The organism is Chitinibacter sp. S2-10, assembly GCF_046530675.1.
GTDB lineage: Bacteria > Pseudomonadota > Gammaproteobacteria > Burkholderiales > Chitinibacteraceae > Chitinibacter.
The window spans coordinates 2,844,476-2,865,185 of sequence record NZ_CP172558.1 but is presented as its reverse complement, the minus strand read 5'-3'; the positions used below and the strand labels follow the sequence as shown (position 1 = coordinate 2,865,185).

Here is a 20,710-nt window from a genome sequence, read left to right as displayed (position 1 = left end):
GTTAGAAATTAGGAAGATAAAAGCCCTGTTATAAAACAGGGCTTTTTATTGGTTTTCGATTAGCTTAGATGGTCTGCTTGTTGCCTGCATGACGCGTAAAAGCCAGCAGCATGCCCAGCACTGCGAGCGCGGCGACGTAGTGTCCCGGTGCTTGCAGGTCTTTCGTCAGCCACCAGGTCAGTACGACAGGCGTCAACCCGCCGAAAATCGCGTAGGCGACGTTGTACGAGAATGACAGACCCGAGAAGCGCACTGCCGCGGGGAAGGCGCGAACGGCGACAAAGGGTACGGTGGAGACCGCGCCGACAAAGAAACCGACCAGTGTGTAGGTATAAAACAGGTTCTCGGGAGTACCGGGCAACTGGCCATAGAACAGCATGCTGGTCAGCAGCAGGCCACCAAAACCAATCAGCATGGTGCTGCGTGCGCCGAAACGGTCGCACCCCCAACCGAAAATAATGCATCCCAGCGTCAGCGAAACGATGGCCAGCGAATTGGCTTCGGAAGCCAGAATCGGTGCGATGTGATGTACTTTTTGCAAATAGGTGGGCGTAAACAGAATCACGACGACAATGGCCGCCGATAGTACCCAGGTCAGCAGCATAGTGGTTGCGAGTGCGCCCAGATGCTGTTGCAGAATCGGTTTGAGTGGCAAGCCGTCAGCCAGCTCTTTGCGCGCGTGCAATTCCTGAAAAATCGGCGTTTCTTCCAGAAAACGGCGCAGATAGACTGCGAAGAAGCCGAAGATGCCGCCCAGAATGAAGGGGTAGCGCCACGCCGAAGCGAGGATATCGGCTGGTGTGTAGAGTTTGTTGACGACGACCGCAGCGAGCGAGCCGAGCAAAATACCGAATGTCAGGCCTGCAGTCAGCGTACCGACGGCCAGACCCACCTTGTTGCCGGGGACGTGCTCGGAAACAAATACCCAGGCGCCCGGTACTTCACCGCCAATTGCCGCGCCTTGCAATACGCGCAGCAAGAGCAGCAATAATGGCGCGGCAATGCCGATGCTGGCATAAGTCGGCAATAGACCCATGGCTAAAGTTGGCAGCGCCATCAGGAAAATCGACAGCGTAAACATTTTTTTGCGCCCCAGCTTGTCGCCGTAATGCGCAATGATGATGCCGCCCAAAGGGCGGGCGAGATAGCCGGCGGCGAAAATACCGAAGGTTTGCAGCTGGCGCAGCCAGTCGGGCATGTCGGCCGGGAAAAACAATTGGCCTAATACTGCGGCAAAAAACACATAAATCACAAAATCGTAAAATTCGAGCGCGCCGCCGAGTGCGGACAAAGACAATGTTTTGTAATCATTTTGATTGAGTGGCCGATGCAGCGCATCGTCGGCGTTTTGCTGGGTCATAAGGTTCTCTTTTTATTGGATTTGTCTGCACGAGCAAGGATGAGATGGCTTGCAAGAATCACATCGCTGGCTCAGCGGCGAGCGTATTGTAAGTTTAATTCGCCGACCTGCTAAAGCTAATGAGCAGCTTGTTGTATTTCACCATTCACCAGAACGGCGCGCCCGACTCGCCGGATGCCGCCGTTTGCTGGCATGATGATTGTTTTGCCACCGAGTATTGTGATGAGCGCCTATCAAACCGCATTAGCAACATTTACGCGAATTTACCGTTATGAGCATTTGCTAGCACTGGCGGGGTGGGATCAGGCGGCGATGATGCCGCCCAAGGGTAATGACGCACGGGGGGCTGCAATGGCCGAACTGGGCGTCTTGATTCATGGTTTGTTGACCGATCCCGCGCTGGCAAGCGCGATTGAAGCTGCGGGTAGCGACACGCTGAATGAACTTGAAAGCGCCAATTTGCGCGAAATGAAGCGGCAGTGGGAACAGGCCAATCTATTGCCGGCCAGTCTGGTCGAGGCCAAAACACTGGCCGGCTCACATTGCTCGCACGAATGGCGCACGCAACGCGCGAATAATGATTGGCAAGGTTTTCTGACCAATTTCCGCGAAGTGGTGCGCTTGGCGCGCGAAGAAGCGCAGTTGCTCAGTCAACGAAGCGGTTTATCGCCGTACGAAGCGCTGATGAATAAATACGAGCCGGGAATGACTTGCGCCGAGCTGGATCGCATTTTTAGTGATGTAAAGCAATGGCTGCCCGGATTGATTCAGCAGGCGATGCGCAAGCAGGCGGCAGAAAGTGTGATCGACGCACAAGGCCCGTTTGCGATTGCCGCGCAGCGCGAGCTGGGTTTGGCGGTGATGGAGAAACTCGGCTTTGATTTTAATGCGGGTCGATTGGATGTCTCGCATCACCCCTTCTGCGGTGGCGTGCCTGAGGATGTGCGGATTACGACGCGTTACACCGAAGACGATTTCACGCAAAGCATGATGGGCATCGTGCATGAAACCGGCCACGCACGTTACGAGCAAAATCTACCGCGTGAAACAGTGCATTTACCGGTCGGTCGGGCGCGCTCGATGGCGATTCATGAAAGCCAGAGTCTATCGTTTGAAATGCAACTCGGCCGCAGCCCGGCTTTTCTGCGTTTGATTCAACCTCTGGTGCAACAGCATCTGGGCGAGCAGGCCGCGTTTGACGCTGACAATCTGGCCAGAATTTACACCCGCGTTCGTCCCGGTTTCATTCGCGTTGACGCTGATGAGCTAACTTATCCGGCGCATGTGATTGTGCGCTATGAAATCGAACGTGCGCTGATCGACTGCGAAATCGAAGCCGACGATATTCCGGCTTTATGGGATGAAAAAATGCACGCTTATTTGGGCGTCGATACCCGTGGCAACTTCCAAAATGGCTGCCTGCAGGATATTCACTGGACTGATGGCAGTTTCGGCTATTTCCCGAGCTATACCTTGGGCGCGATGTACGCGGCGCAATATTTTGCCGCGATTCGAGCCGCTTACTCCGATCTGGATCAGCGGATTGCTGCTGGTGATCTGACGCCCGTTTTTGACTGGCTCAATCGGCACATCTGGACTCAAGCCAGCCGCTGGGATACGGGCGAGCTGATTCGCCGTGCTACCGGTGAAGCGCTCAATCCGGCGCATTTCCGGGCGCATCTGGAGCAGCGTTATCTGGCAGGATGATTTTGGACGGAATGATTTTGCTCGGCACTCTGAATGGCCTGCCGCTGGGTGCGGATGCTGCGCATTAGGCAATAAGTGATGGCCATTGAATAAATCAGTAATAGGATGGGTATTGCTTTGAAGGCAAATAAATACAATGGCCAGAAGGCAATACCCATTGAAATGATGAGGTGGCTTAACGATCTTAGCCAGCGCTCGGGAAACAATTGCCCCATATGCCGCAGCCCGCCACCGCTTTTGACTTGTAAGCGAAAATCCATCCAGAGCAGAAACGGAATGATTTTAGCCAGCATTGCGGTGAGGATAGGCATGACGCCTGCGAATAAAAAATGTCCGGCGAGCAGGATGGGAGCAGCTGCGGGAAGCAGATCCAGCCATGGCATCAGAAGCACCGGAATCAGCAAATTGCAGCCACCCCAAGCCCACAAATACCGCGCGGGATCGGCGCGGCGCTGGCTCTTTGCCAGCAGTTTCAGCAATGCGCCCAGCCAGATGAGCAGCGGAATCGCCAGCAAAGCCAACCATCTGGCATCCACAATCGTCGCGATGACCAGCACAAACAGCATCATCGACAAGGATTGATGCAGACGAGGCGGCCAAGCTGGCGCGACCAGAAACATCGGCACGACGGTAAAAGCGACTGCAATGATCAGCCCGACCACCCAGGCCATACTGCCCAGCACGATATGGGCGCGTAGCAAGTCATTAAGAGGCAGACTTGCCCAGCCAAAGCCCAGTAGGGCGAGCAGCAAGGCGCCGCTGATCACGGTTAGCAACAGGCCGATAACCGCCCAGCGCAAGGGCGTACGCGTTCCGCCGCGCCAGAATGCGATCAGCAGCCAGATTGCCAGTCCAGCCAACCCGGATAGCAAGAAGGCCGCAGCTAGTCCAAGCAGTGCTGGCTGCATTTGCCAGAGCCCAAATGCCAGACTCGCTGTTCCACTTTGCAAGGCCAGCCACAATGCCATCGCTCCTGCGTACGAAATCCTCACTCCAGCCAGTACGGCACTGACCTGCAAGAGCGCGCCCAGCATGATATTGCCGACAAAGCCGAGCATCAGCAGATGCGTGATCGCCAGCATGGCCGGAGCAAAACGCTGTTGCCATTCGCCCTCATTCAGCGTCAAAGCGAGCAGCGCCGCCAGCGCCAGCCAGAGCGGCGCGGTACGGAAAAATCTCAGCGGAATTGAAACGGGCAGGCTGAATTCGGGCTGAAACATAGCGACCTTAATCACGAACGAGATGCAAAATGGCTGACGCATCAGCCTGCTCAACACAATCCCAGTGACAGGCGCGCAGCCGTAAATGGTCGTAAAGCGGGTAGGGGATGTGCGGTAAATGCACCGACAATGTTGCTCCCTCCGCCGCCGAATCGAGCCAGAGCAAAATGTGCTCCATCGGTTCGGGTGGCGGCAGGCCGCGTAAATCGACGATAGTCTGCATCAGGCTTATTCCAGTTGTGCTGCAAAATCAGGAATTGCGCGATCACACATCGGATAAAGAATGTTTTCTTCTTTCATATTGTGCTGTTGCAGCAGCAAAAGCAGCGTTTCGGCGCAGCCGGTGAAATCGTCGGTGTCCTGATTGGTGGCCGCTTCTTGCAAGCCCTGCATCAGCTCACGCGCCTGAGCGTGTTCGCCACGCATGACCTGTGTCGGGCCGTTGCGCATTCCGGTGGCGGCTTCAAAAGCAGGAAACAGGTCGTTTTCTTCCAGCATAAAATGCGCTTCGGTTTGCTGGCAAAACGCTTGAGTTGCAGCAAAGCAGTCTGCCCATTGACCGCTACGCGCAGCACTTTCTGCTTGCGCGAGAGCTTGGTCACAGTGGCGATGCTGGATTTGTAATGCGCTGGTGATGTTCATTGAATTGATCCGAAACAGTTTGACTGCAGGCTAGGCTAAAGCGCTTAAGGCTTGAACAGTTTGATCTGGGTCAGAAAGTCACTTTGGAGGTAGATTTGATGTTTTGTGGGTATTGCCTTGTAGGTCAATATTTATAGTGCTTGTATTGATATACCCTTGGTTATGTGGCTGCTTGGTCACGCAAGATTGAGGCTTTGCTTATTAAAGCGAGCTCCTTGGGTCGCTAACGTTTTTTGCTCCCTTTTTCTAGTAAGGGAAAACCACAGTGTTCCGCGCAACACCAAACAGGTAATTTGCAGTGATCAAGAACTGTAACGGTAGAATCTAGCCCGATCTGATATGGCTTGTTGACCAGCTCAGTCCGGCATGAATAAAACGGTCACTGAACGTCGGTGTATCGTACCTATAAACCTTCTCAAGGGTGGCAAGCGTGGATATTTTCCTGCAACAACTGATTAATGGCCTGGTGGTCGGCAGCATTTATGCGCTGATTGCTCTGGGCTATACGATGGTGTACGGCATCATGCAGCTGATCAATTTTGCCCATGGCGAAATTGTAATGATCGGCGCGATGGTGACGATTACCTGTATCAATTTGCTCGTTGGCGCTGGCGTGCAATTACCGGGGCCGGCCTTGCTGCTCGTCGGCTTGATGATGGCAATTCCGGTGTCGATGTTTCTCGGTTATTCAATCGAAAAAATCGCTTACCAGCCGCTACGCAAAGCGCCACGGTTAGCGCCGCTGATTACTGCGATTGGTGTTTCGATTGTGCTGCAACAGGCAGCGATGCTGATCTGGGGTCGTAACTACCGCCCATTCCCGCAAATTCTGCCGTCTGAAGTGCACATCATTGGCGGCGCGGCGATTACCGATTTGCAAATTGCGATCATTATTCTGGCCTTGCTGTTGATGGGCGGACTGTTCTTCATGATCGAGAAAACCAAGCTCGGCCGCGCGATGCGCGCGACGTCGCAAAACCCGGAAGTCGCCAAACTGATGGGGGTCAACGTCAATACGATTGTGTCGATGACATTCGTGATCGGCTCGGCGCTCGGTGCAATGGCCGGCGTGATGGTCGCCGCTAATTATGATCAGGCGCATGCGTATATGGGCTTTATGATCGGCCTGAAAGCGTTTACTGCTGCCGTTTTGGGCGGGATCGGCAATATCGGTGGTGCGGTACTGGGCGGGATTTTGCTCGGCATTATCGAAAGCCTGGGCTCGGGTTATTTGGGCGATTTGACCGGTGGTGTATTGGGTAGTCATTACAAAGACATTTTTGCCTTTGTCGTCTTGATTATTGTCTTGGTGTTCCGTCCATCCGGCTTGCTGGGCGAACGTGTTGCCGAACGCGCCTAAGGAAGGATCACAACAATGAATGCTTTTATGGAAAACAACCGCAAGAACACGATACTTCTGGCCGTTCTGGCCGTGGTATTGGCGGTTCTGCCGTGGGCTCTGGGTGGCCTGTTTGAAAATGGTAATTCATGGCTGCGCGCCGTTGACTTTGCCTTGCTCTACATCATGCTGGCGCTGGGTCTGAATATCGTCGTTGGTTACGCCGGCCTGCTCGACTTGGGCTATATCGCTTTTTACGCCGTTGGTGCGTATCTGTTTGCGATTTTGAACTCGCCGCATTTACAAGCCATTTTGCCAACTTGGCTCAGCCATCCGCCATTTCTGGTGATGATGATTCTGGCCGCTGTCGTTGCCGGTATTTTTGGCGTGCTGCTGGGCTCGCCAACGCTGAAGTTGCGCGGCGACTATCTGGCGATTGTGACGTTGGGCTTTGGCGAGATTGTGCGTATTTTCATGAACAATCTGGATCGCCCGGTCAATATCACCAATGGCCCGCAGGGGATTAATAATATCAAGCCGGTACAAATCGCCGGTTATGATTTTGGTCGCCCGATTGAGTTTTTGGGGCTGACTTTCGAGAAAATCCATCTGTATTACTACTTGATTCTGGCTTTTTGCGCCTTGATTATTTTTGTTTCGATTCGCCTGCAAAATTCGCGCATTGGCCGTGCCTGGGTTGCGATTCGTGAAGATGAAATTGCTGCGAATGCGATGGGGATTAACACGCGCAATGTCAAATTACTGGCGTTTGCGATGGGAGCCAGTTTTGGTGGGGTATCCGGCGCGCTGTTTGCCAGCTTTCAGGGCTTTGTTTCGCCTGAATCGTTTGTGTTGATGGAATCGATCATGGTGCTGTGCATGGTCGTTCTGGGCGGGATGGGTAATATTCCGGGCGTGATTCTGGGGGCGATTATTGTCTCGATTACACCGGAATTGCTGCGCGACATCATCAATCCATTGCAAATGGCCATTGCCGGCAAGCGAGTGGTCGATCCGGAAAATCTGCGGATGCTGATTTTCGGTTTGGCGATGATCATCATCATGCTGGTACGCCCGGCTGGCTTGTGGCCGTCAAAACGCCGCCGTGCCGAGCTGAAACCGAAAACCAAGGCGATTGCATTGCAAGAAAAAGCCAGCCTGCAAGACGCGGAGCGCAATCATGAGTGAAGTGTTACTAAATATCGAAGGAATCAACAAGCGCTTTGGCGGTCTGCATGCTTTGAGCGGTGTGGCACTGACAATTAATCAGGGCGAAATTTACGGCCTGATTGGACCGAATGGCGCGGGAAAAACGACGCTGTTCAATGTGCTGACCGGTCTGTATCAACCTGACGAAGGTTCGTTCACTTTCAAGGGGCAGGATTTATTCCGTAAAAAGCCTAATGTCGTCGTCGAAGCCGGCATTGCGCGCACTTTCCAAAATATCCGCCTGTTTGCCAATATGAGCGCGCTGGAAAATGTCATGGTCGGCCAGCATGTCCGCACTAAAGTCGGCGTAATCGGTGCGGTACTGCGTCATCCGAAAGCGCGTTGCGAAGAAGCGGGGATCAAGGCCAAGGCTGAACAATTGCTCGCCTATGTCGGTATCGCCGACCGCGCCGACGAGTTGGCGCGCAATCTGTCATATGGTGATCAGCGCCGCTTGGAAATTGCCCGCGCACTGGCGACTAACCCGACTTTGCTGGCGCTCGATGAGCCTGCTGCCGGGATGAATCCGACCGAAACAGAAGCGCTCAAGGCGCTGATGGAAAAAATTCGCGCCGACGGCGTAACGATTTTGCTGATCGAACACGATGTGAAGCTGATGATGGGGCTGTGCGACCGGATTGCCGTGCTCGATTACGGCAAGAAAATTGCAGAAGGTGTGCCGGAACAAGTCAAGAATGACCCTCGCGTGATTGAAGCCTACCTTGGAGTTGCGCCCGAATGAGTACCCCATTGTTACAAGTTAAAGATTTGAAAGTCGCCTACGGCGGGATTCATGCAGTCAAAGGCATTGATTTGGAAGTCAAACAGGGCGAGCTGGTTGCCTTGATCGGTGCTAATGGCGCAGGCAAAACCACGACACTGAAAACGCTGATGGGCATGGTCAAACCGGCTGGCGGCGAAATCCTGTTTGACGGTAAATCGACCGCCAAACTGGCTGCACATGATTATGTCAGCCATGGTCTGGTGATGGTGCCTGAAGGGCGCGGCATTTTTAGCCGTTTGACTGTCGAAGAAAATTTGCTGATGGGCGCTTATCGTCGCAATGACAAAGCCGAAATTGCCAATGATATGGAGCGCGTTTACCAGTTGTTTCCACGCTTGAAAGAGCGTTACAAGCAGCTCGCGGGGACTTTATCAGGTGGTGAGCAGCAAATGGTCGCGATGGGGCGTGCGATGCTCAGTCGGCCGAAGCTGCTGCTGCTTGACGAACCATCAATGGGGCTGGCGCCGATCATCGTGCAGAAAATTTTTGAAATTATCCGCATGGTTGCCGCCGAAGGCGTCACGATGTTGCTGGTCGAGCAAAATGCCAAGCTTGCGCTGCAAACGGCCAATCGCGGCTATGTGATGGAGTCGGGCAAAGTGACGTACAGCGACGATGCCGCAGCCTTGCTGGCGAACGAGAAAGTCCAGCAGGCGTATCTGGGTGAATAATCTGTGAAAATGAAAAAAGGCCGCGACAATGTTGTGGCCTTTTTTATACCCGTGGCATGTATATCAATGAATCCGTTATTTAACAGCGTTTACATTGATATACCCACTTAGCTACTGGCCGTGATATTGCGTTGAATCGTGTATTCGACCACCAGCTGGTGCAGCGGCCAGCGGCCATCTTCATAAGGCTGGATCAGCGGGATGAGTGCGCCAGTACGTTGGGCAAGAGATTGCTCGGTTTCTGCCGCGATGGCCGGATGGCACATTGCCGCATCGATGTGAGCGTGCAGCGGGTCGCTGGAAAAAGCAAGATCTATACTGTCTAGCCGACTGATCCAATTGTGCTGTTTATGGTTGTTGGCGACCAGCGCCTGATTGCCAGTCAACAGGGCAATCCCGATTTGCTGGATCAGATCCCACTCACTCGGCCCAAGACAGGCGACTCGGCCATGAGCGCGGTATCGCAGTTCATGGATTTCACCATAGAGCGCGGGGAGAGGGTGTACCTGAGCAATCGGGCTGCGTCTTGCTGCGTCTTCGAACAGAATTTCCAGATCAATCCCCTGATCGATTTCCGGCCATAATTGTGCCAGCCCTTGTAGTTGTTCCAGCTTGTCCGGCAAGTTCTGGTAATGTGGCTGGCATGGATCGGCGTTGCTGACCATGCTCCACAAAGCCCACGGCCCACCGGACAACGAGCCAGTCCCGGAGTAAGGGTTACCGCCGCCTGGCATGCTGTCGAGCCAATAATCAAGATGAATCCGGTTGATTGCATAAGCGCTCATTTTCGATTGCGCGATGATATTGCCAATATGGCGCTCGATGTTGCTGTGTATGGTCAGATTGCCGCCGTAACCCAGCTGATTAATCGATTTGAGCGTTGCTACCAGTTGCACCGCAGAGTAGCGATAAATAAACAGTATCGGGCCGCAGATCGGCGCCGTGATCAGTCCGAGGTGCGGCAGCTCGATCAGGCAGGGGGCGACATAATGCCCTGATGCCGCGTTTTCTGGTTGACGAGGATGAAAGACCGGATAGCCCTGATGCTGGAATTCGCTGATCGTTTGCAGGATTTTGCTCTGGCAATGCTTGCTGATGACCGGGCCGATTTGCGTTCCGGCCAGCACCGGATGAGCAATTTTCAGGCTCTGCATCGCTTGCTTGAGTTGGCTGATCATTTCGTCGGCAATGTCATTCTGGATACAAAGCAGCTTCAGCGATGAATAAGATTGGCCGGCGTAGTCAAATGCGGCGAGCAAAGTATCACGGACGGCCTCCCTGATTTGTGCGCTGCTATCAACGATCATTGCATTGAGTCCGGGGCTGCGAGCCTGAAAAGTCGCGCCAGATCCGGCCAGTGCCTGGCGAATTTTTTGTGCCGTCTGCCGAGAGCCGCTAAAACAGACAGCCTGTGTGCGTCGATCTTGCGTCAGATTGGCGCCCAGCGCCGCGTCACCGGGCAGCAGTTGCACTGCTGCGGAGGCAAAACCGGCGGCATGAAAGCAGGCTATGGTCTGCGCTGCAATCAGCGGCGTTTCCGGTGCAGGCTTGACGATAACGACATTGCCGCCCAGCAATGCACAGCTAATTTGCCCGACCAGTGTGGCTAGCGGGCTATTGTACGGGCTGATAACGACGACAATACCCAGCGGAGCCGGGCTGTGTTCGGGCCAGTTTACTCGCGCCTGCTGCGCATAGTAGCGGCAGTAATTGATTGCCTGACGGAATTCTTGCTGAGCTGCGACTAGCGTTTTACCTGCCTCACGAACCAGCAGCTCAAGCAAACTGGCACGGCTGGCTTCCAGCTTTTGTGCTACTGAATTGACCAGTGAGATGCGTTCTGCGACCTGACTTTGTTTGAATGAAACCAGCTCGGTCTGGGCGAGCTGAAAACTGGTTTCGACGGTCATTGCGTCCGTGTCGTAACACAGGCCGAGCTGATCATTGCGATCTGCTGGGCTTGAGCAGATACGTGGCTGGGTATGGCTATCAACACCTGTTGATATATTTGCTTTGGCGATATACCCATGATTACTTTTGATTTCTGCAAGCAGGTTCAGGTAATCAGGCCAATGCTGCAGATCGTGCAGGATGGGGGTTTCATGCTGGCTGAATAATTTGTTAGGCCGATTCAAGATCGGCGGTGGTGAATCGGGTATTGCATTCTCATTGGCAAGTAATTGATGGACGAAAGAGGTGTTGGCGCCGTTTTCCAGAAAACTGCGAATCAGATAGGGCAGCGCATCCCGATCAAGTCCGACTGGCGCGTACAGCCGGCAAGGGCGATCAAGGCCGATTTCATTGACGAGTTGGTACAGCGATTCGCCCATGCCGAAAAAAGCCTGGAATTCAAAATCATGCTGCCCGGCCATTTGGTGGATATACGAGAGGGTAAACGGATTGTGGGTGGCAAATTGCGGATAAATCCGGTTGCTCGCATGCAGCAAGATCTGTGCGCAGGCGAGGTAGCTACGATCAGTATGCTGCTTGTTGGTCCAGACAGGGTAAGACGCCAGCGATGCTTGCTGGGCTGTTTTGATTTCGGAGTGCCAGTAAGCCCCTTTGACCAGCCGGACGCTGATTGAGCGCTGCAATTGTTTGGTCGAATCGCTGAGCCATTTGACCACTGCAAGCGCGTTTTTCAAATACGCCTGTACGGTGATGCCCAGGCCAGCCCACGATTTCAGATCGGCTTCGCGCATCAGGCGATCAAACAGGCTCAAAGTGAGCAGTTGCCGGGCACTTTCTTCGGCATCAATCGTAAAGCCGATGTCGTATTGGCAGGCTAGCCGTGCCAGCCGCAAGAGCCGGGAGTAAAGGTCGGCGTGGATTTGCTGGTAGTTCAGAAATTCATACTTCGGATGCAGTGCAGAAAGCTTGATGGAGATGCCGGCGCCAAATGCACCGGCTCTCTGGCTTGACTGGCCGATCAGCTCAATGGCCGCTTCCAGATTAAGGCAAGATTGCTGTGCTTCGGCGTCACTGAGCGCGGATTCTCCAAGCAGGTCGAATGTATAACGAAAATCGCAGTCTTGCCGTGACAGTGCGGTGGCTATGTCTTGCGCGATGATCAGCCGGGCGGCGAGTCGTCTGACGCCATGTTTGACGGCTTCGCGAATGATAGGCGCTGCCAGTGAGGTTTGCAGTTTTTCAGCAACGTCCAGCCCCAGCGTGGTCAGATTGATTTGCCATGAATCGCTATTGCCACGATGCGAATGCCAGTCGGCTGCATTGAGCTGCTCGCTGATAAAGCGGTCAAGCTGATACTGATCAGGAATTCGCAATGCACCCGTGGTCAATTTCAACAAGGCCTGACCTGCTGCAGATGACAGCGGATACTGGGTCAGCAGATTATCCAGTCCGCCTTGCTCTTGGCGTGTAAAGCGCAGTTTTTGCTGCAATAGGTGAGCCATTGCATCGGCTCGTAAGGTTTGCTCTGCGCTTAAGTGTACATGTTCGCTGATCAATCGGAAATGGCTGGGCTCATCGGCCAACCGGGTTTCGGCGATCTGCTCAAACATCGGGTCAAGTGCGGGGATCTCTGCATTAAAGCGGATCATGGGAAGCTCGGCTTGGTGACTCGTCGTTAAGTTGGCAAGCAAAAGTTTTTCAGCATTAGCCATGAGGCCATGGGCTTCGCTAAGGCAACAAGTTGCCAAGCTGCACCACACCTTACCTCGCCTTGCCGTACTGCTTGTACTGTCTTCGGCTTTGGTGTCTTACTGAAAAATTTTTGTACGGTTACTTAAGCTTTGAAGCGGCGAATGGTGTTATCCAGATTTTGGGCAATTTCGGTGAGCCGCCCGGCCAGAGTCTGCGTATTATTGGCCGCGCTGTAATTCTCTTCGCTGGCGTGCGCTATTTGTTCCATATGGTGGGAAATGGCCTGACTGGCGATATTTTGCTCGCGAATGGCATGGCTGATTTGCGCCACATGTTCGGCCGCACTGAGCGAGACTGCTTCGATCTCGGATAAGGATTGGGCGACCAGCTGGGTGCCTTTGACGCCATTTTCAACCAGCGTTCCAGCGGTGCGCATTTCTTGCGCTGCGCTGCTGGTGTCATTTTGTACCGCACTGATTTTGCTGCTGATTTCAACCGTGGCATGCGTGGTTCGTTCAGCCAGTTTGCGAACTTCATCGGCCACGACGGCAAAACCACGTCCTTGCTCACCAGCCCGGGCGGCTTCAATGGCTGCGTTGAGCGCCAGCAAATTGGTCTGGTCGGCAATTTCCTTGATGACCATGACGATGCTGCCGATTTCATCCGAGCGTTGATTGAGTTGCAAAATCAAACTTGACGAGTGGTTGATCGAATTGGCGATCCGATTGATGTCCTGAATGGATTGCTGTGCTTTACTAACGCCTTCGGTGGCCAAATGCGCGGCGTGGCGTGACTCCTGCTCCATGCTTTGCGAGCTATCGACCAGTGTGTTGACGTTGGCCGACATTTGCTCAACGGCAGATGCTGTTGAAATGGCAGATTGGGATTGGGCGTGCGAGGCGTGGGTGATCTGGTCGGATGCGGCGCTGAGCTGATGCGCCGTGTTGATCAGTTCGCCCGAATTACGATTGGCCAGACTGATGACCTGACCCAGTTCGCCAAACAACTGATTCAGTGCGATCGACGTGGTGCCTATTTCATCCTGATTGTGAATCAGCAGTTGCTGACCGATCTGGCCGGTTTGATTCATCTGGGCTACGGTGTTTTGCATGTCATTCAATGGCCGGGTGACTGCTTGCGTAATCGCCCAAGCGCTGCCCAGACCGATGGCGAGGGTGAATGCGCCAACCAGCAGACTCAATTTGATTTTTTCATTCTTGATCGAATCGACGCGAGGTTCAATGCCTTCAACGTGTTCGATGGCGGTTTTGGCGATTTTGCCAATTTGCTCGCCCAGCAGATGAACGGGTTGTTTGTATTTGCCGAAAGCTAAATTGGCATCGCCCGTCGTGGCAAACTGCCCAGCGGATAGTTGCGAGAAAGTGGCTTCAAAGCCCTGACTGTACTGGGCCAGATAATTTTTCAATTCCTGCAACTGACCCGATTGCTCCGGTTTGGCCAAGCCCGCTCCGGCATCAATGGCCTTGTGGGTTTTTGCCAGACTTTCATCCCACTTTTTTTTGTACTCGGCGACTTTTTCGGGGCTGGATAAATTGATGAAGGTGTCCTTTTCATAGCGGCGCAGATCACCGACGTGTTTTTGAGCCTCCAGAATGTGCATGCCAAATTGCAATTCGGTTTGCAGCAAGCCACTGACTACTTCGTGCTGTTTTTGCATCCCCAATAAATTCACTGAGCCAATAATGAGTTGCAGCAGCATCATGATGGCAAAGCCGAGAATAATTTTATTGGCGATTGAAAGTGGGAGTCGCATCTGAACCTCGACAGTAGCGGGATTGGTCTGTTTCAGTTTAGTGTTCAATCATTGATAAGCAAGCGAGTCAATGATGCAAAAATGCATTGGAGCAAAAGGGTACTCGATGTAAAATTTGCAATTAATTCAATTTGTTAAGGAAGTGGCATGTCGGAAGTGCTTGAGCTGACCCCATATGAGTTACTGGGCGGCGATGCCGTATTAAGGCAGTTGGTTGATCGTTTTTACGACATCATGGCGAGCGATCCGCGTGCGGCAGCCATTCATGCGATGCATGCGCCCGATAGCAGCTTGATTCGCGAGAAGTTTTTTGATTTTCTATCGGGCTGGTTAGGCGGGCCGCAGCGCTTTATCGAGAAATACGGGCACCCGCGTTTGCGTGCACGGCATATGCCATTTGCAATTGGTGAGGCTGAGCGGGATCAGTGGTTATTGTGCATGTATCAGGCAATGGCGCAAACGCCGATGAGTGACGAGCTGCGCGAACATCTGGAACAGGCATTTTATAAAACGGCTGATTTTATGGTCAATAAGTAGGGGTATGTGCTTGTAGTCCATGTTAAATTTGAATTTCAAAGCAATACCTGTGAAAAGGCCGGTCATTGACCGGCCTTTTTTGCGGAGGATTTTTAGTTGCCACCGGCAAAATCATTCTGCCGCCAGGCTTCATAAACGGTAATGGCAACGGCATTGGATAGATTCAGGCTGCGGTTGTCCGGATGCATAGGCAGGCGGATACGCTCGGTACTCGCAAATTCGGCGAGGATTTCGGCCGGTAGCCCGCGTGTTTCCGGGCCAAAAACCAGCACATCACCGCTCTGGTAATTGATTTTGTCGTAGCGCTGCGAGCCCTTGGTCGTTCCGGCCAGAAAACGTCGTCCAGCCAGTGCTGCACGACACGCGGCCCAGTTTTCGTGCACCTGCATTTGGGCGTATTCGTGATAATCAAGTCCGGCGCGGCGCATTTTGGCGTCATCGAGCGGAAAGCCCAGCGGCTTGACCAAATGTAAATGGCAGCCGGTATTGGCGGCCAGACGGATGATATTGCCGGTGTTGGGCGGGATTTCGGGCTGATAGAGCACAATGTCAAACATGGGCGGTTTTCTGTAAGCTGATGGACGGAATTGATTGTGGTTCGGTGTCAACTAAGCTGCTGATAAACAGGCTGATTTTGATGGAGTACCGAAAATGGACATCATACCAAAGGAAATCGTGCTGGCAGCGGCGCAAATGGCCAAACTCGATGGTTTATTGCCCGAACAGACGATGGTTTTGGTATTTCGTGCACTGGATCATGAAATCAGTCCGGATGGTCGGCGCAAAATCAATCCTGCCCGTACGCTCGGAATAGGCAAAGCGATTTATGCCGCGCTGTTCGATTATCCTTTTGATCTGACCAGAGATAATCAAACGGCCAATGGCTGGTGCTGGAATGTGCAGATTCCCGAATATGGCTATGGCCCGATTTTCGAACAGCTTTTTATTCAGGCGCAATTAACGGTCGGGACGCAGCGCTTGAGCAGCAAAATATATCAGCATACTTTGCGTTCTCTGAGGCATATCAATTAACAGCGACGATGAAAACCTGTTGCGGCGTGGCGTCGGCTGTTAGAATCATTGGCATATTACGTCTGCGAAACTGCCATGAATCAAACTGCCACTCTGCTTATCAGCTGTCCGGACCGCAAAGGTCTTTCAGCGGCAATTGCCAACTTTCTATATACCTATAACGCCAATATTGTTCACTCTGATCAGCATCAGGATGAGACCGATAACCTGTTTCTGATGCGGATTGAGTGGGATTTGTCCGATTTCACACTCGATATGAATGCATTTTCGGCGGCATTTCAGCCGATTGCAGACCGATTCGAAATGCAATGGAAAGTCGCGCTGTCCAATCGCCCGCAAAAAATGGCGATTTTTGTTTCCAAATATGATCATTGTCTGGTTGATTTACTGCATCGCCACAAAAGCGGTGAACTTTTGTGCGAGATTCCGCTGATTATTTCCAATCACGAAGATTGTCGCGCACTGGCCGAGTTTTACGGCATTGAATATCACGTGATCGCCGTTACCAAAGACAATAAAGCCGAGGCTGAAGCACAGCAGCAAGCTTTATTGCGCGAGAAGGGCATTGATCTGATCGTGCTGGCTCGCTATATGCAGGTCTTGAGCCACGACTTTACCGCGCAATATCCGCAACGCGTGATTAATATTCACCATAGCTTTTTGCCAGCGTTTGACGGCGCCAAGCCTTACCATCGCGCTTTTGCCCGTGGCGTGAAGCTGATCGGTGCGACTAGCCATTATGTGACTGAGATTCTCGACGACGGCCCGATTATCGAGCAGGACGTGAATCGCATTTCGCATCGTGACAATGTCGAAGCGCTGATTCAAAAAGGGCGTGATCTGGAGCGCGTCGTGCTGTCTCGTGCCGTGCGCTGGCATTTGGAGCACCGTGTATTGGTGTATTCAAACAAAACGGTGATTTTTGACTGATCGTATTTGATTGCCTTATGGGTATATTCATCAAGTGCTTATTGTTATTGCTCTTGATGAATATACCCATGCTAATTTAGGCGGTGGGGTTGAGCGCCTGCAACAAATCATTCTCGATCTGTAATCGCGAACGCTCGTCGCCCAGTACATTGCCTTTGATCAGAAAATGGTCTTCGGCGCGCTCGCCCAGTGTCATGATTTTGGCCGACTGGATTTCGATCCGGTTGCTCGCCAGAATGCGAGCGATGGTCGAGAGCAGACCGGGTCTGTCGCCTGCGGCAACGGACAAAATATAAAACTTGCCGCGTTCATCTTCGCGAATCTGCACATGCGTGCGTACCGGAAAATGCTTTTGCTGGCGTGAAATTCGCCGGCTGTTTGACGCCTGCAAAGGCTGTTTTTTGGCAATGCAATCGGCCAGCTCGTATTCGACATAATTAATCAGGTCGCGGTACGAAGTACCCAGCCCGTCGGGGATATACACATAAAAAGTATCGAGTGCGTAGCCGTGTTTCGTCGTGTGGATATGTGCGTCAAAAATGCTGTAACCAGCGCGCTCGAAAAAGCTGCAAATCTGCGCAAACAAATCGGGCTGATCGAGCGTATACACGACGACCTGCAAACCTTCGCCCGATTCGGATAATTTGGCTTTGACAATCGGCTTATCACTATCGATATGGCCGAGCAAAACGCGCGTATGCCAGGCAATATCGCGCGCATCATGGCGCAGGAAGTAGACGGTATCGAGCAGCTGCCAGAAGGGTTGATGCGCGTCTTCGCGGAAACCATACAGCCGCAACAGCCGCAGCGCTTCGTCCTGCCTGTCATTGAGCCATGAATGTGCGGTGATATTCTGGCTATTGAGATAGCGCACCGTACCTTTGAACAGGTCTTCAAGCAATTTGGCTTTCCAGCCGTTCCAGACTTTCGGGCTGGTGCCGCGAATATCGGCGACGGTCAGCAGATACAGCGCGATCAAATGGCGCTGATCTTTGACCAGTGCGGCAAATTCTGCGATGACTTCGGGATCGTAAACGTCCTGTTTTTGTGCGACTGACGACATCGTCAAATGATGCGTCACCAGCCAGACGATCAGATCACGATCATCCTGCGGCAACGGGTGCTGATTGACCCAGTGACGGGTAATTTCGGCTCCGAGCTGCGAGTGATCGCCGCCGCGACCTTTGCCGATGTCGTGAAACAGTGCCGCCAGATACAGCACTTCAGGGCGCTCGAATTCTTCAAGCAGGCGCGAGCACAGCGGGTATTCATGCGTGAACGCGTTGACGGCAAAGCGGCGGACATTGCGCAGCACCATCAGTGTATGTTCGTCAACGGTGTAAACATGGAACAGATCATGCTGCATCCGGCCGACAATATCGCCGAATTCCGGAATATAGCGCCCAAGTACGCCGTACTGGTTCATGCGGCGCAAAATCCGCGTCAGACCGCGCGGCTCGCGAAATAACGCAATAAACAGCTGGCGGTGGTGTTCATTCGCCAGAAAATCATCGTCGATTTTATTGCGTGCATGCCAGAGTGCGCGCAGTGTTTCGGGGGCAATATCACGCGCTTCGCGGCGCTGTTCCAGGTGCAAAAACAGCGCCAGTATGCTCGCCGGTTTGCGCTCGAACAGTGTCAGATCGCTGATTTCGAGCAAGTCGTTGCGAATCAGAAAATCATCGTCGATACGGATGGTTTCATAGCCGATATACGAAAACAGCCGCGCACGCAGCGCCTGCACCAGCAGCGGCACCAGCTGAGTCACAATCCGCGCGGCCAGATAATATTCGGCCATAAACGCTTCCGATGCGCGTTGGGTGATCCGGCCTGCGGTTGAGATATCGTCAAAATCGAATTCTTTGGCCAGTGCATTCTGATAATCAAACAGGATGCGGTCTTCGCGGCGTTTGGCGCGCCAGTGCAAGGCAATGCGATAGGTGCGCAGCACGCGTTCGGCTTCGCAGAGTTTTTCGTTTTCCTCGACGGTCAGCATACCCAGCGCCGCCAGCGCATGCCAGTCGCGACCCAGACGCTGGCTGGCAGCAATCCAGCCGATCAGATGCAAATCGCGCAGCCCGCCCGGTGCTTCCTTGATATTGGGTTCGAGCTTGTACGTTGCGTTCTGAAATTTGGCATAACGCGCTTGCTGTTCGATCAGCTTGGCGTCGAAAAACTCTTTCGGATCAATATGCCGGTGCACCGTGTCCATGAAATCGGCAAAGCGTTGCTCATCGCCAACCAGCACGCGCGTTTCAAGCAGCGCGGTTTGCACTGTGATATCGCGCTCTGCTTCATTCAGGCAATCGGCAATCGTTCGCACCGAATGACCGACTTCGAGGCCGATATCCCATAGTTCACCGACGAAAATTTCCAGTTTTTCCAGCAGCGCTGCGCTGGGCTGATCAGGTAGCAGGATCAGCAGGTCAATATCTGAATGGGGGTATAGCTCTCCACGTCCATATCCACCTACTGCTGCGAGCAATACCTCGTTGGTAAATTCATGCCGATTCCACAGTTCAGCCAGCGTCGTATCGGTGAGCGCCGCCAGCTCGTTGAGCAAGGGCGCGGCCTGTGCTGCAATGGCAAACTGTGTTTTCAACTCGGCCTTGGCGCTGGCATAAGCGGTACGAATGGCGGTGACTGAGCGCATGTTTTTATCCAGAATAAAACGCATAAAAAAGGGTATTGCATCGCAATACCCAGTTTAATTGAATTGCCGCTGATTACCCCAGCAGGTATTTCTCCGGCTTGGCCGGAGAGCCGTTTGAGATCGTCAGCACTTCGTAACCGGTTTCGGTGACCAAAATCGTGTGTTCCCACTGCGCCGACAGGCTGCGATCTTTGGTCACAATCGTCCAGCCGTCGTTCATTTGCTTGATGTCGCGCTTACCGGCGTTGATCATCGGCTCGATGGTGAAAATCATTCCGGCCTGCATCACCGGGCCAGTACCGGCCTTGCCGTAATGCAGCACTTGCGGTTCTTCGTGAAAGACCGAGCCGATGCCATGACCGCAGAATTCACGAACGACCGAATAACCGGCTTTTTCGGCGTATTTCTGGATCGCCGCGCCGATATCGCCAAAATGCGCGCCCGGTTTGACTTGCTCGATACCGATCCACATGCAGTCGTAAGTGATTTGCGACAGCCGTTTGGCGTGGCTGGCGACATTATCGCCGACCATGAACATCCGGCTATTGTCGCCGTGGTAGCCATCTTTGATCACGGTGATATCGAGGTTGACGACGTCACCGTTTTTCAGCGGTTTGTCGTTCGGAATACCGTGACAAATCACGTTATTCACCGAGGTGCAGATCGATTTCGGGTAGGGTATATAGCCAGGAGGACAGTAATTCAAGGGCGCTGGGATGGTACCCTGCACATTGACCATATACTCGTGGCACAGACGGTCAATTTCGGCAGTCGTGATGCCGGGAACAATAAATGGCGTGATGTAGTCGAGTACTTCGCTGCCTAGGCGGCCTGCGACGCGCATTTTTTCGATTTCGTCTGCGGTTTTGATGCTAATGGTCATTGTGTCTCTCGAACGCCGTGCTGAACTGAATTTAGCCGATTATATCATTGCAGTTTACTTGCAGAGCAGGGGATTGCTCCCCTGATCTTGGGGCCGTTTAGACCGCTGCTTTGCGATGTTCCGGCAGAACGATATTGACTTCGAGCACTTCAAATTCGTCTTTGCGATCGAGTTGCACTTTGATGTCATTCGGATCGATAGCCACGTATTTGGAAATCACTTCGACCAGTTCGCGCTGCAATTGCGGCAGGTAATCCGGCGCTTCGCGTCCGCCACGTTCGTGCGCCAGAATGATTTGCAATCGTTCGCGCGCGACCGAAGCGGTTTTTTTCTTTTCACCAAACAGATAGACAAGAATTGACATGA

At 53.0% G+C, this 20,710-nt stretch carries 18 protein-coding genes; 8 read left to right on the top strand and 10 right to left on the bottom strand.

From position 1 onward, the window contains the following. Positions 1 to 64: 64 nt before the first annotated feature. Complete coding sequence (locus ACG2XO_RS13460; RefSeq protein ID WP_410498506.1) at positions 65 to 1,360, bottom strand: MFS transporter; 1,296 nt, start codon at positions 1,358 to 1,360, stop codon at positions 65 to 67. A gap of 174 nt (positions 1,361 to 1,534) precedes the next feature. Here ACG2XO_RS13460 and ACG2XO_RS13455 point away from each other — a divergent pair, with 174 nt between their 5' ends. Next, positions 1,535 to 3,067, top strand: coding sequence for a carboxypeptidase M32 (locus ACG2XO_RS13455; protein ID WP_410498505.1), 1,533 nt, complete (start codon positions 1,535 to 1,537; stop codon positions 3,065 to 3,067). On the opposite strand, the gene ACG2XO_RS13450 is transcribed toward ACG2XO_RS13455, so the two are convergent. The 3 genes from ACG2XO_RS13450 to ACG2XO_RS13440 are packed head-to-tail and all read right to left on the bottom strand — an operon-like array spanning position 3,052 to position 4,929. Further along, positions 3,052 to 4,302, bottom strand: coding sequence for a hypothetical protein (locus ACG2XO_RS13450; protein WP_410498504.1), 1,251 nt, complete (start codon positions 4,300 to 4,302; stop codon positions 3,052 to 3,054). The genes ACG2XO_RS13455 and ACG2XO_RS13450 overlap by 16 nt on opposite strands. After that, positions 4,295 to 4,510: a DUF2249 domain-containing protein gene (locus ACG2XO_RS13445; RefSeq protein WP_410498503.1), complete on the bottom strand. Its 216-nt coding sequence runs from the start codon at positions 4,508 to 4,510 to the stop codon at positions 4,295 to 4,297. Before ACG2XO_RS13445 ends, ACG2XO_RS13450 begins: the two co-directional genes overlap by 8 nt. 5 nt (positions 4,511 to 4,515) lie before the next feature. Beyond that, positions 4,516 to 4,929, bottom strand: coding sequence for a hemerythrin domain-containing protein (locus ACG2XO_RS13440; RefSeq protein WP_410498502.1), 414 nt, complete (start codon positions 4,927 to 4,929; stop codon positions 4,516 to 4,518). A 430-nt stretch (positions 4,930 to 5,359) separates the two neighbouring features. On the opposite strand from ACG2XO_RS13440, the gene ACG2XO_RS13435 reads away from it, so the two are divergent. Genes ACG2XO_RS13435 through ACG2XO_RS13420 form a run of 4 tightly spaced genes read left to right on the top strand, consistent with a single transcriptional unit; the run spans position 5,360 to position 8,932 of the window. After that, the gene (locus tag ACG2XO_RS13435; RefSeq protein WP_410498501.1) at positions 5,360 to 6,289 is read left to right on the top strand and encodes a branched-chain amino acid ABC transporter permease; all 930 of its coding nucleotides are present in this window, start codon (positions 5,360 to 5,362) and stop codon (positions 6,287 to 6,289) included. Positions 6,290 to 6,304: 15 nt separating this feature from the next. Continuing rightward, positions 6,305 to 7,456: a branched-chain amino acid ABC transporter permease gene (locus tag ACG2XO_RS13430; RefSeq protein ID WP_410498500.1), complete on the top strand. Its 1,152-nt coding sequence runs from the start codon at positions 6,305 to 6,307 to the stop codon at positions 7,454 to 7,456. Continuing rightward, positions 7,449 to 8,219: an ABC transporter ATP-binding protein gene (locus ACG2XO_RS13425; protein WP_410498499.1), complete on the top strand. Its 771-nt coding sequence runs from the start codon at positions 7,449 to 7,451 to the stop codon at positions 8,217 to 8,219. The genes ACG2XO_RS13430 and ACG2XO_RS13425 overlap by 8 nt, the downstream gene beginning before the upstream one ends. Then, positions 8,216 to 8,932, top strand: coding sequence for an ABC transporter ATP-binding protein (locus ACG2XO_RS13420; protein ID WP_410498498.1), 717 nt, complete (start codon positions 8,216 to 8,218; stop codon positions 8,930 to 8,932). Before ACG2XO_RS13425 ends, ACG2XO_RS13420 begins: the two co-directional genes overlap by 4 nt. A 107-nt stretch (positions 8,933 to 9,039) precedes the next feature. Here the strand turns inward: ACG2XO_RS13420 and putA are convergent, their stop codons facing one another. Both putA and ACG2XO_RS13410 read right to left on the bottom strand, forming a co-directional pair. Then, the gene (putA, locus tag ACG2XO_RS13415; RefSeq protein WP_410498497.1) at positions 9,040 to 12,492 is read right to left on the bottom strand and encodes a bifunctional proline dehydrogenase/L-glutamate gamma-semialdehyde dehydrogenase PutA; all 3,453 of its coding nucleotides are present in this window, start codon (positions 12,490 to 12,492) and stop codon (positions 9,040 to 9,042) included. Positions 12,493 to 12,677: 185 nt separating this feature from the next. Beyond that, positions 12,678 to 14,309 carry a methyl-accepting chemotaxis protein gene (locus tag ACG2XO_RS13410; RefSeq protein WP_410498496.1) on the bottom strand — a complete coding sequence of 544 codons (1,632 nt, stop codon included), beginning with the start codon at positions 14,307 to 14,309 and terminating at the stop codon, positions 12,678 to 12,680. Positions 14,310 to 14,456: 147 nt separating this feature from the next. Between ACG2XO_RS13410 and ACG2XO_RS13405 the strand changes: the two genes are divergently transcribed. Next, positions 14,457 to 14,846 carry a group II truncated hemoglobin gene (locus ACG2XO_RS13405; RefSeq protein WP_410498495.1) on the top strand — a complete coding sequence of 130 codons (390 nt, stop codon included), beginning with the start codon at positions 14,457 to 14,459 and terminating at the stop codon, positions 14,844 to 14,846. Positions 14,847 to 14,938: 92 nt separating this feature from the next. Here the strand turns inward: ACG2XO_RS13405 and ACG2XO_RS13400 are convergent, their stop codons facing one another. Beyond that, positions 14,939 to 15,403, bottom strand: a complete 465-nt coding sequence (locus ACG2XO_RS13400) for a tRNA (cytidine(34)-2'-O)-methyltransferase (RefSeq protein WP_410498494.1) — start codon at positions 15,401 to 15,403, stop codon at positions 14,939 to 14,941. 94 nt (positions 15,404 to 15,497) lie between these two features. On the opposite strand from ACG2XO_RS13400, the gene ACG2XO_RS13395 reads away from it, so the two are divergent. Together ACG2XO_RS13395 and purU are read left to right on the top strand one after the other, a co-directional pair. Continuing rightward, a complete protein-coding gene (locus tag ACG2XO_RS13395; RefSeq protein WP_410498493.1) occupies positions 15,498 to 15,878 on the top strand; it encodes a hypothetical protein in 381 nt (126 codons plus the stop codon). A gap of 75 nt (positions 15,879 to 15,953) precedes the next feature. Continuing rightward, entirely contained in the window at positions 15,954 to 16,808 is an 855-nt protein-coding gene (gene purU, locus ACG2XO_RS13390; protein ID WP_410498492.1) for a formyltetrahydrofolate deformylase, read from the top strand. 76 nt (positions 16,809 to 16,884) lie between these two features. Here purU and ACG2XO_RS13385 read toward each other — a convergent pair whose 3' ends face one another. The 3 genes from ACG2XO_RS13385 to minE all read right to left on the bottom strand — a co-directional run bounded on the left by ACG2XO_RS13385 (position 16,885) and on the right by minE (position 20,708). Beyond that, positions 16,885 to 19,461 carry a [protein-PII] uridylyltransferase gene (locus ACG2XO_RS13385; protein ID WP_410498491.1) on the bottom strand — a complete coding sequence of 859 codons (2,577 nt, stop codon included), beginning with the start codon at positions 19,459 to 19,461 and terminating at the stop codon, positions 16,885 to 16,887. Between the two features lie 73 nt (positions 19,462 to 19,534). Further along, positions 19,535 to 20,344 (bottom strand): type I methionyl aminopeptidase, encoded by an 810-nt coding sequence (map, locus tag ACG2XO_RS13380; RefSeq protein WP_410498490.1) that lies wholly within the window; start codon positions 20,342 to 20,344, stop codon positions 19,535 to 19,537. A 97-nt stretch (positions 20,345 to 20,441) separates the two neighbouring features. After that, complete coding sequence (gene minE, locus ACG2XO_RS13375; protein ID WP_410498489.1) at positions 20,442 to 20,708, bottom strand: cell division topological specificity factor MinE; 267 nt, start codon at positions 20,706 to 20,708, stop codon at positions 20,442 to 20,444. Positions 20,709 to 20,710: the final 2 nt, after the last annotated feature.

What these genes read in the sequence shown, in the direction of transcription:
- purU (WP_410498492.1), top strand. Translation starts at nt 15,954, where the DNA reads ATGAATCAAACTGCCACTCTGCTTATCAGCTGTCCGGACCGCAAAGGT.
- ACG2XO_RS13410 (WP_410498496.1), bottom strand. Translation starts at nt 14,309, where the DNA reads ATGCGACTCCCACTTTCAATCGCCAATAAAATTATTCTCGGCTTTGCC.
- ACG2XO_RS13405 (WP_410498495.1), top strand. Translation starts at nt 14,457, where the DNA reads ATGTCGGAAGTGCTTGAGCTGACCCCATATGAGTTACTGGGCGGCGAT.
- map (WP_410498490.1), bottom strand. Translation starts at nt 20,344, where the DNA reads ATGACCATTAGCATCAAAACCGCAGACGAAATCGAAAAAATGCGCGTC.
- ACG2XO_RS13400 (WP_410498494.1), bottom strand. Translation starts at nt 15,403, where the DNA reads ATGTTTGACATTGTGCTCTATCAGCCCGAAATCCCGCCCAACACCGGC.
- ACG2XO_RS13440 (WP_410498502.1), bottom strand. Translation starts at nt 4,929, where the DNA reads ATGAACATCACCAGCGCATTACAAATCCAGCATCGCCACTGTGACCAA.
- ACG2XO_RS13425 (WP_410498499.1), top strand. Translation starts at nt 7,449, where the DNA reads ATGAGTGAAGTGTTACTAAATATCGAAGGAATCAACAAGCGCTTTGGC.
- ACG2XO_RS13445 (WP_410498503.1), bottom strand. Translation starts at nt 4,510, where the DNA reads ATGCAGACTATCGTCGATTTACGCGGCCTGCCGCCACCCGAACCGATG.
- putA (WP_410498497.1), bottom strand. Translation starts at nt 12,492, where the DNA reads ATGATCCGCTTTAATGCAGAGATCCCCGCACTTGACCCGATGTTTGAG.
- minE (WP_410498489.1), bottom strand. Translation starts at nt 20,708, where the DNA reads ATGTCAATTCTTGTCTATCTGTTTGGTGAAAAGAAAAAAACCGCTTCG.
- ACG2XO_RS13395 (WP_410498493.1), top strand. Translation starts at nt 15,498, where the DNA reads ATGGACATCATACCAAAGGAAATCGTGCTGGCAGCGGCGCAAATGGCC.
- ACG2XO_RS13430 (WP_410498500.1), top strand. Translation starts at nt 6,305, where the DNA reads ATGAATGCTTTTATGGAAAACAACCGCAAGAACACGATACTTCTGGCC.
- ACG2XO_RS13385 (WP_410498491.1), bottom strand. Translation starts at nt 19,461, where the DNA reads ATGCGCTCAGTCACCGCCATTCGTACCGCTTATGCCAGCGCCAAGGCC.
- ACG2XO_RS13420 (WP_410498498.1), top strand. Translation starts at nt 8,216, where the DNA reads ATGAGTACCCCATTGTTACAAGTTAAAGATTTGAAAGTCGCCTACGGC.
- ACG2XO_RS13460 (WP_410498506.1), bottom strand. Translation starts at nt 1,360, where the DNA reads ATGACCCAGCAAAACGCCGACGATGCGCTGCATCGGCCACTCAATCAA.
- ACG2XO_RS13455 (WP_410498505.1), top strand. Translation starts at nt 1,535, where the DNA reads ATGCCGCCGTTTGCTGGCATGATGATTGTTTTGCCACCGAGTATTGTG.